This window comes from Vreelandella aquamarina, from assembly GCF_900110265.1.
Classification (GTDB): Bacteria; Pseudomonadota; Gammaproteobacteria; order Pseudomonadales; family Halomonadaceae; genus Vreelandella; species Vreelandella aquamarina.
In genome coordinates, this window is sequence record NZ_FODB01000027.1 from 34863 (window position 1) to 47056 (window position 12194).

The 12194-nt window shown below is 59.8% G+C and carries 11 protein-coding genes; 4 read left to right on the forward strand and 7 right to left on the reverse strand.

The features are described 5' to 3' along the window. Positions 1-26: 26 nt before the first annotated feature. From argA to BMY49_RS09230, 3 genes are all read right to left on the reverse strand, one after another. Positions 27-1343, reverse strand: a complete 1317-nt coding sequence (argA, locus tag BMY49_RS09220; protein WP_058578697.1) for an amino-acid N-acetyltransferase — start codon at positions 1341-1343, stop codon at positions 27-29. A gap of 179 nt (positions 1344-1522) precedes the next feature. Next, positions 1523-2788 carry an inorganic phosphate transporter gene (locus BMY49_RS09225; protein ID WP_089675425.1) on the reverse strand — a complete coding sequence of 422 codons (1266 nt, stop codon included), beginning with the start codon at positions 2786-2788 and terminating at the stop codon, positions 1523-1525. A gap of 9 nt (positions 2789-2797) precedes the next feature. Continuing rightward, positions 2798-3478 carry a TIGR00153 family protein gene (locus BMY49_RS09230; RefSeq protein WP_044629978.1) on the reverse strand — a complete coding sequence of 227 codons (681 nt, stop codon included), beginning with the start codon at positions 3476-3478 and terminating at the stop codon, positions 2798-2800. A gap of 131 nt (positions 3479-3609) precedes the next feature. On the opposite strand from BMY49_RS09230, the gene BMY49_RS09235 reads away from it, so the two are divergent. Together BMY49_RS09235 and BMY49_RS09240 are read left to right on the forward strand one after the other, a co-directional pair. Beyond that, positions 3610-4506, forward strand: a complete 897-nt coding sequence (locus BMY49_RS09235) for a CYTH domain-containing protein (protein ID WP_089675426.1) — start codon at positions 3610-3612, stop codon at positions 4504-4506. A gap of 38 nt (positions 4507-4544) precedes the next feature. Continuing rightward, positions 4545-5447, forward strand: coding sequence for an ion transporter (locus BMY49_RS09240; protein WP_054641336.1), 903 nt, complete (start codon positions 4545-4547; stop codon positions 5445-5447). A gap of 62 nt (positions 5448-5509) precedes the next feature. Here the strand turns inward: BMY49_RS09240 and BMY49_RS09245 are convergent, their stop codons facing one another. Together BMY49_RS09245 and BMY49_RS09250 are read right to left on the reverse strand one after the other, a co-directional pair. Then, positions 5510-6133, reverse strand: coding sequence for an L-threonylcarbamoyladenylate synthase (locus tag BMY49_RS09245; protein ID WP_058579610.1), 624 nt, complete (start codon positions 6131-6133; stop codon positions 5510-5512). A gap of 55 nt (positions 6134-6188) precedes the next feature. Next, positions 6189-7145 carry a PHP domain-containing protein gene (locus BMY49_RS09250; RefSeq protein WP_089675428.1) on the reverse strand — a complete coding sequence of 319 codons (957 nt, stop codon included), beginning with the start codon at positions 7143-7145 and terminating at the stop codon, positions 6189-6191. A 131-nt stretch (positions 7146-7276) separates the two neighbouring features. Here BMY49_RS09250 and BMY49_RS09255 point away from each other — a divergent pair, with 131 nt between their 5' ends. Both BMY49_RS09255 and mnmC read left to right on the forward strand, forming a co-directional pair. Continuing rightward, the gene (locus BMY49_RS09255) at positions 7277-7576 is read left to right on the forward strand and encodes a YciI family protein (protein ID WP_054641335.1); all 300 of its coding nucleotides are present in this window, start codon (positions 7277-7279) and stop codon (positions 7574-7576) included. Between the two features lie 157 nt (positions 7577-7733). Beyond that, a complete protein-coding gene (gene mnmC / locus BMY49_RS09260; protein ID WP_089675427.1) occupies positions 7734-9764 on the forward strand; it encodes a bifunctional tRNA (5-methylaminomethyl-2-thiouridine)(34)-methyltransferase MnmD/FAD-dependent 5-carboxymethylaminomethyl-2-thiouridine(34) oxidoreductase MnmC in 2031 nt (676 codons plus the stop codon). On the opposite strand, the gene BMY49_RS09265 is transcribed toward mnmC, so the two are convergent. Then, positions 9758-10030, reverse strand: coding sequence for a YheU family protein (locus BMY49_RS09265; protein WP_044629984.1), 273 nt, complete (start codon positions 10028-10030; stop codon positions 9758-9760). The genes mnmC and BMY49_RS09265 overlap by 7 nt on opposite strands. Continuing rightward, positions 10027-12063, reverse strand: coding sequence for an NAD-dependent DNA ligase LigA (ligA, locus tag BMY49_RS09270; RefSeq protein WP_044629985.1), 2037 nt, complete (start codon positions 12061-12063; stop codon positions 10027-10029). The genes BMY49_RS09265 and ligA overlap by 4 nt, the downstream gene beginning before the upstream one ends. Between the last annotated feature and the right edge of the window lie 131 nt (positions 12064-12194).

Sequence of the window (12194 nt, forward strand, 5' to 3'; positions counted from 1 at the left end):
AGCGCGCATGGTGCCGGTTTTCCCCACTAACCCGCCAGATTTTTCACCAGCACCTTGGATTTACGGGCGTGGTTGTAGGCCTCGCGTTTGAGGGGGGGCAGGTCTTCCAGGCTGGCGGCTCGGAAGCCGCGCTCCACGAACCAATGGGCGGTATGGGTGGTGAGCACGAACATATCGGAAAGCCCCCGCTGGCGGGCGCGTCGCTCCAGGGCTTCGACCAGTCGCTCGCCGCGCTCGCCGCCCCGGTAATTGCCATGCACGGCCACGCAGGCCAGCTCGCCCACGGTGGTCTCGGGGAAGACGTGTAGCGCCGCGCAGCCAATTACCATGCCGTCCCGCTCAATCACCATGTAATCATCAATTTCGTGCTCTAACCGCTCTCGGGAGCGTGCTACCAGCATACCGCGCCGCTCTAGCGGCTCTAGCAGCTCTAGCAGGCCTGCCACATCGTTCAGCGTGGCGGGGCGCAGCTGTTCGTAGCGGTGCTGGGTAATCATGGTGCCCACGCCGTCACGGGTGAACAGCTCGCCCAGCAGCGCGTCGTGATTGCGCCACGAGAGCAAGTGAGTACGTGCTACACCCTCACGGGCGGCGGTGCAGGCAGCACTCAAGTGTCGCGCCAATTCGCTACCCGGCGCGGCTTGCTGCAGGCGCGGCTCTGCCTCAAAAGGGGAAAGCTGGCGCAAGAGCGCGCCCTGCTCGTCCTCCAACCCCTCCGACTCGCCCAGCAGAATCAGCTTGTCTGCCTTGAGCGCCACGGCGGCGTGCTGAGCCACTTCCGAGGCGTCTAAATCGAACACTTCCCCCGTGCTGGAGAATCCCAGCGGCGGCAGTAGCACTAGCGAGCCTTTTTCCAGCAGCCCCTCAATGGCGCTGGCCCGCACCCGGCGCACTTCGCCGCTATGGTCAAAATCCACTCCTTCGCGCACGCCAAGCGGCTTGGCGGTGACTAGGTTGCCGGAAATCACGCTGAGTTCTACGCCGTGTAGCGGCGTGCTCGGCAGGCCAAGGGAAAGCCGGGCTTCCAGCCAGAGCCGCTGGTGCGCCGCTACCTGCTCAACGTGGGCCATCACCGCGCGATCGGCCACCCAGCGGCCATCCACCCGGGTGGGTTCTACGCCAGCGGCAGTCAGTGCCTCATGTACCTGAGGGCGAATGCCGAACACCACTACCAAGCGCACACCTAAGGTGTGCAGCAGCGCTAAATCCTGGATGAGCTGCTCCCCTCGGCCCGACGCCATGGCTTCGCCCTCAATCAAGATGACAAAGGTTCGCCCCCGGTGCGCATTAATGTATGGGGAGGCGTTACGAAACCAATCTACAAAGGGGAAACGAGTGTCCAAGGGCCGCTCTCCGGCAGCAGGTGAATGAAGGTAACGCTGTTTACTTTAACAGAGCACAAAAAACAGCGGCACCTTCTATTGCAAAGATCTTATTCAAAGATCGTGTGCTAAGAAGGTGCCGCTGTAGGCTTGGCGGTTCAGCCGAGCTGTGGCATTCGGTGCGGGGTTAGCTCCGTCTGTTAACCAAACATGCCTTTAAACATAAAGAAGAACAGAATCGCCAAACCAGCACCAGCAGGCAGCGTAATCAGCCACGACATAGCAATGGTACCAATCACACGCAGGTTAAGCGCCGCCATACCACGGGCCAAGCCTACGCCCAGCACCGCGCCCACTAGGGTGTGAGTGGTCGAGATGGGCAGACCAGTACCCGATGCCAGCACTACGGTGGTAGCCGCCGCCAGGGTGGCCGCAAAACCACGGCTAGGCGTCAGCTCAGTAATGCCGGTACCGACCGTCGCGATGACTTTATGGCCATAGGTAACCAAGCCAACGACGATACCGCCGCCACCTAGTACCAGTACCCACCAGGGCACAAGGGCCGAGCCCTCAATTTCACCGCCGGTTTGCACCACGCTGATCACCGCTGCCAGCGGGCCAACCGCATTGGCAACATCATTAGAGCCGTGGGCAAAGGCCATGGCACAGGCGGTGAAGATCATTAGTACGCCGAACACTCGCTCCACGTTGGCGTAACCAAAATGGTCGTTAGCGGTCTTTTCGAATTTGATGCGGCGCTGCATCAGCATGCCAATGCCCATAATGACCAAGCCGAGCAGGATGGAGAGCAGCAGGCTTTGGTTAAAGGTCAGGTCGAGCCCCACGTGGGAGAGCCCTTTGGTCAGCGTGACCATGGCAACAATAAAGCCCACCAAAAATACATAGCCCGGCACGTAGCGCTTGGCGGCGGTAAACGGGTTATCGTTTTCAAAAATCAGGTGGTGGACCGATTTGAACAGCACAAAGCCGATGGTACCGGCCAGCAGCGGGGAAACGACCCAGCTTGCCGCAATCTTGGTAACCGCCCCCCAATCCACGGTAGAAGCCCCCAGGCCTGCCACCGCGAAGCCCACAATCGCGCCCACAACGGAGTGCGTGGTGGAAACGGGCCAGCCTTTCATGGAGGCCACTAGCAGCCAGGTTCCCGCTGCCAGCAGCGCCGCTAACATGCCGTACACCAGCAGTTGCGGGTCTTCCTGCAGCAACTCCGGGTCGATGATGCCTTTACGAATGGTGTTGGTAACTTCGCCACCGGCCAGCCATGCGCCTAAAAACTCAAAGACAACGGCAATAAGGATCGCCTGCTTGATGGTAATCGCTTTCGACCCCACCGAGGTTCCCATGGCGTTAGCGACATCGTTTGCGCCAACGCCCCATGCCATAAAGAAACCAAATAAACAGGCCAGAATGATAAAAATGTCACCGTGCTGGGCAATAATCTGCATGAGTATCCCTTAGCGTGCGGTCAGGATCTGCAGGCGGCTGCCCACGCGTTCGGCGCGATCAGAGACTTCGCCGACCCACTCGATGATCTTGTAGAGAAAGATCACATCCACCGGCGGTAGCTGGCTCTCAAGCTCAAACAGCTGACGACGAATCGCCACCTGCTGGCTATCGGCCTGGTGCTCAAGGGTGTGCAGTTCGCGGATCATGTTTTGCATGACATCGGAAACATTGCGACCAAAACCGGATTCCAGCAGGTCTTTCAGCTCTTCAAGCGCTTGGCGGGCTTGGGCCACACAGGCCACACTGGTGCGCATGTAGTCGCGCATCGGTTCGGCCAGCTCATTGGGTACGCGCATTTTACGCCCCAGCATAATGCCGGTAATGTCGCGCACTTTGTTGGCAATCTTGTCCTGAACACTGATCAAATCGAGCAGGTCAGAACGCGATACCGGCAGGAACATGGTGTTAGGCAGGTTCAGCCGCAGTTCTGTTTTCAGGGTGTCGGCGTCGTGCTCTAAGCGCGTGACGTTCTCGCGCAGCTCAGCCGCCGTGTCCCAATCACCGACAAGTGTTGCCTCGAAGAACGGCAGCAGTTGGTCGGCACATTCATTGGCCTTGACGATGTGGGCCAGCAGCGGCTGGAATGGCGAGCGGCCAAACATCGCGGAAAAAGGGTTGGAGGTTACCATATAGCCTTTAGCCTGTTTTCGGGGAGCCTGGAAATGGCGGGCGACAGTATAAAGAGCGCGCTCGGCTTCGTCATAAAAAGTTCATTCAACCGTCATCAATACGCAACATAGACCACTTGGCAGGAAGCGTCATGACCCAACACCCTCATCCGGCAGCCCCTCAGGAAGTCGAACTGAAGCTGGCTCTGGGGCCCGGCGCGCTCGACGCGCTGCTGGCCCATCCGCTCTTGGCAGACCCACCCCAGCAGCAGGCCTTGGCTAACACCTATTTCGATACTCCACAGGGCCATCTGGCCGTTGGCCGGGTCGCCGTTCGGCTGCGTCGACTGGGCCCGCGCGTGCTGCAAACGGTCAAGACCGCAGGCCAGGGCGGCGGCGGGTTATCGCGCCGTGAAGAGTGGGAGTGGCCGCTGGACGAGCACGCTCTCGACCAGGCCGGGCTGGCCGAACTGCCACCGTTTCAAGGGCCGTTGGCCGAACAGATAGCGGCGCTGCAACCCACGCTGAGCACCGATTTCCACCGCCGTACCTGGCCGTTGGCATGGCAAGGCAGCGCCATCGAGCTGGTGGTGGACGAAGGGGAGATCGTGGCGGGTAGCGCCCGCACCCCTATTGGCGAGGTCGAACTGGAGCTGAAAGAGGGCAGCGCCGATGCGCTATGGAGATTGGCCCTGGCACTGGCAGAGCAGGTAGCACTGCGCCCTTCCGACAGCAGCAAGGCCGCCCGAGGCCATGCCCTGGGCCAGCAGCAGTGGACACTGCCCGAGGCCAGCACCCCCAGCGCATGGCTGCACCGTGCCACCGTGGCGCTAGATGCCTTCCATGACAGTGGCCACCCCGAGCACCTAGCGGCGGCCCGACAGGCGCTGAGTGAACTGGCCCAGCACCCGGCGCTGGATGACGCCGCACGGCGCGAGGCCCTCACGCTGACGGCCGAGCTGGGCGCCACCGGCCAGCCCACGGCGGCGTACGGCGTTGCAGCGTTGACGCTGGCCCGTCGCCTTGGTCAGCAAACCGCGCTACGCTGAAACGCATCCCCCTTGGCCGCTTATTTCAGGACGAAACCATGAGCTTTGACCTCAGCCCCGGTGCCGAAGGATTGCGCACGCGGTTATTCCACGTGATTTTCGAGTCGGATACCCCGGGGGCCAAAGCGTTCGATATCGCCTTGATCATCGCCATCCTGCTGAGCGTGGCGGTGATTTTGCTCGATAGCGTTGAGATCTATGCCGAGCGTTACGGGCATATTTTCTTCTACATCGAATGGGCCTTTACACTGCTGTTTAGCCTGGAACTGCTGGTACGGCTCTACTGCCTTGAACGCCCCACGGTGTATTTAAAAAGCTTTTACGGCGTGGTGGATGTGATTGCAATTATCCCCACTTGGCTAGTGCTGCTGGTGCCTGGCGCGCATGCGCTGGTGATGGTGCGGATTTTGCGGGTGTTGCGCATCTTCCGCATTTTGCGACTGATGGAGTTTGTGGGGGAAGGCAGGCTACTGCTGGATGCGCTTAAACGTAGCCTGCGCCAGATTTTGCTATTTTTCAGTAGCATTCTCATGGTGGTCACACTGTTTGCCGCGCTGATGTACACCATTGAGTCCCCTGAGTCGGGCTTTACCAGCATCCCCATGTCGATATATTGGGCCATCGTGAGCATTACCACCGTCGGGTATGGGGATATTGTGCCCACCACTTCGCTGGGCAAAGCCATCACAGTGATTCTGATGCTGATTGGCTACTCGATTATTGCCGTGCCCACCGGGGTGTTTTCTGCCCAAGTGATCCGCTCGATTCGTGAAGACCGCTACTCAGAAGAAGCCTGTCCTGGCTGCGGCCACGACCGCCACGAAAAGCGTGCCCGCTACTGCCTGCGCTGCGGCACTTGGCTGGATGAGAACAGCGAGGACCCGCGCAAAAAAGCGCACAAAGAGAGCAGCGACGATGAGACGCCAAGCGAGGATAAATAGCACCTCGCCGATACGAAAACGAGGACGCTAAGCGCCCCCGTTTTAATAGTACTCAGCGACCGCTACTCTTGAAACGGCGTTATATCGCCACGCCCTTCCCGCACGATTTTGGGCGGCAGTTCACGAAGATCAATCACGCTCGTTGGGTCGAGGTGGCAAGCACCGCCATCGATAATCAAATCCAGATGGGCACCAAAGCGCTCGCGAATCTCCTCGGGGTCGCTCATCGGCAGCGCTTCGCCTACCGGAATCAGCGTCACGCTCATTAGCGGCTCACCCAGCGCCTCTAGCAGCGCGTGGGTGATGCGGTGATCGGGCACCCGCACACCAATTGAGCGGCGCTTAGGGTGCAGCAGCAAGCGCGGCACTTCGGTAGTGGCATCCAGAATGTAGGTGTAGGGGCCGGGCGTGTGAGCCTTCAGCAGCCTGAACACGGCATTATCCACTTTAGCGTAAGTGCCTATTTCGGAAAGATCCGAGCACACTAGAGTAAAGTTATGCTTGTCATCCAGCGAGCGCAGCCATTTGATCTTCTCGATGGCCTTTTTTTCGCCTAAATGGCAGCCCAACGCGTAGCCTGAGTCCGTTGGGTAAGCGACTACTCCACCCTTACGAATAATCTCGGTGGCTTGGTCAATCAGCCGCTTTTGCGGGTTTTCCGGATGAATCTGAAAATATTGGCTCATCGCTTACTCCTGCCCGTAGGCATCTGGTTAGCTAAGGTTTTTAGCGATATCACTTTTAGCTTAGCTTATTCAGCGGCTTAGCACCCAGCATACCGCTCGGGGCATCGCGCAGGTGGGCTAAACGGGGGTGCTGCCAAATAGGCGGCGCGGCGGTACGGGGCACCGGACTCATGCTGCCAGGCGCTGCATGGCTGCCAGGAAAGTGGAAATCACTGCCCAACGAGGCGTACAGCTCCCGCTCTACCAACTGGCGCGCCAAATCACGGGTGGCGTCTGGGTTTTGCTGGCCGCTAACAAGCTCTACGCCTTGGCCACCGGCTTCCATAAAGGTATCCATCAACAGGCCGCACTTGCGCCGGGTAAGCCCGTAGCGCAGCGGATGGGCCAGCACGGCCACTCCGCCAGACGCCACTACCCAACCCACTGCTTCGCTAATTTCCGGCCAATGGGCTTTAACATCGCCTTTTTTACCACTGCCCAGGTAGCGCTTAAAGGCTCCGGCCCAATCGGCTACCACACCTTCCGCCACCAGCGCTCGGGCAAAGTCAGGTCGCCCTAGGGGGCGGTCGCCGCCTGCCTGGGCGCGGGCTTTTTCCAGCGCGTTGGGTAAACCCATTTTTTCTAAACGCTCGGCGATCACTTCAGCGCGCTTGATACGCGCTTCCCGCTGCTGCTCAAGCCCCTCTATCATCGGCCCCTGCAGCCCGCCGGGCATTAGCGCTACCACGTGAATATTAATCCCCTGCCAGCGGGTGGATAACTCACACCCCGGCACCAGGCAAAGCCCTGCCTGCTGGGCGGCGCGGCTCGCTTCTTCCACCCCTTCCATCGTGTCATGGTCGGTGAGCGCCATGTGAGTAAGCCCACGCCCAGCGCATAGGGTTACCAGATCCGTCGGGGAAAGCGCCCCATCAGAAGCGGTTGAGTGCATGTGCAGGTCAACCGAGTAGCGCTGGTCGGCATCGAATGCGGTAGGCAGTACGGAGGCAAGAGCGTTAGGAAGTAGTGGCATTAGCATGACGCCGTGTGGCGAGTTTAGAATAGGCGTGTTGAACACGAACAAGCTCGCCATGGTGCGCGCTAACCGGAGTACGGTCAATGCTATGGCCGATACGTTACCCCTGCCTTCAAGGAGTTATCCCCATGCTTTACGCCATTATCAGTGAAGATGTTGCCAACAGCTTAGAGCGCCGCTTAGCAGCCCGCCCCGACCACTTAGCGCGGCTTGAAGCACTGCGCGATGAGGGGCGGCTTATTCTGGCCGGCCCGCACCCCGCCATTGATTCCGACAACCCCGGCAATGCGGGCTTTAGCGGCAGCTTAGTGGTGGCGGAATTCGATAGTTTAGAGGACGCCCAAGCCTGGGCAGATGCCGATCCATACATCATCGCTGGGGTCTATGCCAAGGTAATTGTTAAGCCGTTCAAAAAAGTTTTGCCTTGACCAATAGGGGCGAGTGTGGAGGGTCCGCCCGCTTTTTCACAGAGCCTGTGGAAAACTCTGTGAAAACTCGGCGGACGCTTTTCTATAAGCCAGAGATAGCGCCCCGATTAACAAATTGATCATTTTTTAACCAATTATCGCCACCACGGATGCTCGCGTGACTCAACGCCCTGCTCAATCCCCTAGTGCTCTACCCCCACTTGAAGCGTTAACCGCCCCACAGCTGACGTGGAACGACACTTCTCCCCATTCAGACGCCTTCGACGACGTCTATTTTTCCCGTGAGGATGGGCGTGCAGAAACCGAGCACGTTTTTTTAGGGGCCAACCGACTTCCCGAGCGGTTTGCGGCTTGGCAGGAAGCACGGGCCTTTGTGATTGGCGAGACAGGCTTTGGCACCGGGCTAAATATACTGTGCGCCTGGGCCTGCTTTGAGCAGCACGCCCCAAAAGGCGCACGGCTGCATCTGTTATCCACAGAAAAATTTCCCCTCGACCGGGAAGCGCTTACCCGCGCCCTAAGCGCGTGGCCGTCGCTGGCCGGTTATTCACAAGTGCTGTGCGAACTATGGCCAGAGGCGGTAAGCGGCATCCACCGTTTGCACCTAAGCGAGCGCGTCACCCTCGACCTGCACTTTGGCGACACCACCGAGCGGCTGAACCTGCTGGAGGGCCAAGTGGATGCTTGGTTTTTAGATGGCTTTGCGCCCTCTAAAAACCCCGAGATGTGGCAGCCCGAGCTTTTTGAAGCCATGGCGGCCCGTTCGCGCCCCGGTGCCACCTTTGCCACCTTTACCTGCGCAGGCATCGTCAAGCGCGGGCTGAAAGCGGCGGGGTTTCACTGGAAAAAAGTGCCGGGGTTTGGCCGTAAGCGGGAGATGCTAGCGGGCGGTATAGAAGCACCGCCCACAGATACGCGGCGCAACGCGGCGCCCTGGTTCACGCCCCCTGCCCACCGCGATGCAAAGCACGTGATTGTAATTGGCGCGGGCATGGCGGGCAGCAGCGTAGCGGCAGCGCTGGCTAAGCGCGGCAAGCAAGTCACGGTGGTTGAGCGTGACGCCCCTGGCGCGGGCGGCTCCGGCAATCGTCAAGGGGCGCTCTATGTGAAGCTGGCGGTGGAAACCAATCATCAAAGCCGCTTCTATTTAGCGGGGCTGCTGTATAGCCAGCGCTGGTTTGGCCAACTGGCCTCAGCTCACCCACAGGAGCCGCCGCTCTGGCAGCCTTGTGGCGTGTTACAGCTCGCGCTAAGTAATAAAGAGGCGACCCGCCAGCAGCGTTTTATGGCCAATCATCCGCTGCCGGAGCCGGTCGTGTCTGCACAGACCAATGCGCTAAGCGAGCTGGCGGAAGTACCGGTCTCTGCGGCCCACGGGCTATTTTATCCCCAGGCGGGCTGGGTTCAGCCCAAAAAGCTCTGCGAACAGTTGTTGCAGCACGACAATATCACCCTACGGCAAGGCGACGTCAGCGAGCTACAGCAAGCCTCTCAAACGGCGCAGTGGCAGGTCACTCTGGCCAGCGGCGAAACGCTGCAGGCTGATCATGTGGTCGTGGCTACAGCATCCCTGGCTAACCAGTTTGCTCAAACCGCCGAGCTGCCGTTGCAGCAGGTGCGCGGCCAGGTCAGCGAGCTAACGCTGCCAGCAGGTACGAAGGTGCCCACTAAAGTGGTATGTGCGGGAGGCTATGTATCACCACCGATGGATAACGTACTGACCTTTGGCGCCAGCTTTGTGCCCAATAACGCCACAACGCAAGTGGTCGAGGAAGAGCACCAGCGCAATATTGATGAGCTACGCCAAGCGCTGCCAGAGTGGGTCGCCGCGCTAGAGGCAGCTGGCGTTACGTTAAGCCCAGAAGCGCTGGAAGGCCGGGCTGCAGTGCGAGCCGCCAGCCCCGATAAAACCCCTTACGCCGGGCCGGTGCCCCACACAGCCGCGTGGCAGCGGGATTACGCAGTGCTGCGTAAAGATGCCTCGAAAGTGCCGCCTGTTAATGGCGAGCACCATCCAGGGCTGTGGATCTCCACCGCCCACGGTTCCCGAGGGCTGGCCAGCGCGCCGCTGTGCGCGGAGGTTATCGCATCGCGCATTTGCGATGAACCGCTGCCCATCGAGCAGCCATTGGCTGACCACCTTCACCCAGGGCGGCGCATCATTAGCGCGCTGGTGCGGGCTCAGTAATCGCCCTCTTCTTCATCATCTGCTAACTCTCGCCCAAAGGAGCGCCACTGGGCGAGGGTCATCACTTCGGTCATTTCCAGCTCTAGGTCGTGGGCAATGATCAGCTCGTGTCGGTCAAGCTGCTGCTTAAGCTCAGCGACCCAGCCGCTCATGCCTTCGCCGGTATCGGTGGTGTCGTAGCCTTGTCGAGTAACAAACGCTTCCAGCAGCGCGGTTAAGGTTTCTGGCGGCAGCATCCGCGCGGGCACTTCGATAAACCGGCTCATTCGCTTTGCTCCCAAGCGGCTAAACGCTCAATAAAGGTGGCTTCGTCGATCACTTCAACCCCCAACTGCTCGGCTTTGGTGAGCTTACTGCCTGCAGCTTCGCCCGCCACTAGGCAAGTCGTTTTTTTAGAGACGCTGCCCGCTACCTTGGCCCCCAGCGCCTGAAGCCGCGCCTTGCCTTCGTCACGGGTCATGCTCTCCATGGCACCGGTCAGCACCCAGGTTTGGCCCTCTAGCGGCGTGGGGCCTTGGGTGACTTCTGACTCTTGCCAAGTAATGCCCGCCTCAATCAGCGCTTGGAGTGTTTCCAGGTTATGGGGCTGGCGAAAAAACGTGTGGATATGCTTGGCAACAATGGGGCCTACGTCATTCACCGCTTCCAGCGCCGCTTGATCGGCGTCTTGCAGCGCTTGCAGCGTGCCGAAATGGTTGGCGACGTTAGCAGCCGTGGCTTCGCCCACCTCACGAATGCCCAGCGCGTAGATAAACCGCGCCAGCGTGGTCTGCTTGGCCTTTTCCAGGGCGTTAACCAAGTTGGTGGCGGATTTTTCGCCCATACGCGGCAGGCTCTTTAGCTGCTCTACGCTGAGATGGAAGAGATCGGCAGGCGTCTTCACCCACTCCTGATCCACCAACTGTTCAATCAGCTTCTCGCCCAGGCCGTCGATATCCAGCGCTTTACGGCTGGCAAAGTGCTTCAGCGCCTCTTTACGCTGGGCAGCGCAGTAAAGCCCACCAGAGCAGCGTGCCACCGCCTCGCCTTCCAGGCGCTCGATATCCGAGCCGCACACGGGGCAGTGGTCGGGGAAGGTAATCACACGGGCATCCGCCGGGCGCTTCTCTTCATCCACTCGCACCACTTGTGGAATCACATCCCCTGCGCGGCGAATGGCTACCGTATCGCCAATCATCACGCCCAAGCGAGTAATTTCATCGGCGTTATGCAGCGTGGCGTTAGAGACCGTCACTCCCGCAACGGTGACCGGCGCAAGGCGCGCCACCGGCGTAATCGCCCCGGTGCGACCTACCTGAAACTCCACATCGTTGAGGGTCGTGACTTCTTCTTGGGCAGGGAATTTAAACGCCACCGCCCAACGCGGGGCACGGGCAACAAAACCCAGCTCTCGCTGGTGGCGCAGGTCGTTGACCTTAATCACCACACCATCAATGTCATAGCCAAGCTGGTCGCGTTTAGCGCCTAGCTGCTCGCAGTAGTCGGCTACCGCGTCGGGGCCGTACATCGTGGTTAACTCTGCACTAGTGCGAAAGCCCAGGGTGGACAGCCGTGCCATCAGCGCACTGTGGGTGGCATCGCCCAAGTCTGGCTCCAAGCGTGCTGCTTGGTAGGCGTGGAACTCCAACGGGCGGGTCGCCGTAATGCGCGGGTCGAGCTGACGCAGGCTGCCAGCCGCAGCGTTGCGCGGGTTGGCAAATACTTTGCTGCCCTCTTCTCTGGCGCGCTCGTTGAGCGCTTCAAAGCCGGAGTGGCGCATAATCACTTCGCCGCGCACTTCGACCAACTCAGGCACGTTTTTGCCCATGAGCTTAAGCGGCACCGAGCGCAAGGTACGCAGGTTAGAGGTAATGCCTTCCCCCGTGCGACCATCCCCACGGGTCGCACCGCTGACCAACACGCCCTGCTCATACACCAGCGATACCGCCGCGCCATCCAGCTTCGGCTCGCAGCTAAACTCAATCTCTTCCGACTGACACTCCAAGCGTTCCGCCACGCGTTCGGCAAAGGCCACAATATCGTCACGACTAAAGGCATTATCCAGCGAGAGCATCGGAATGGCATGGGCAACCTCGGGAAAGCCCTCTGCCGGAGCGGCGCCGACTCGCTGAGTGGGCGAGTCGGGGGAAATCAACTCGGGGTGCTCGCCCTCTAACTGCTTTAAGCGCTGCAACTTACGGTCGTAGTCAGCGTCGGTTAACGTTGGCTCGTCTAGCACGTAGTAGCGGTAGTTGGCGTCATCCAGATCAGCGCGTAGTTGGCTGATCTCTTCCAGCAGGGTGGGGTCAGGCTGACTCATTCAGAGGTTCCGAAGACAAATAAAACAGGTAATTAGTATCGGGTAGGGGCCGGGGTCACCCCCGGCGCCCTCCCACACCACCGGGCATACGGTTCCGTACCACGGCGGTTCATGAAGAACGACTAAGCCAT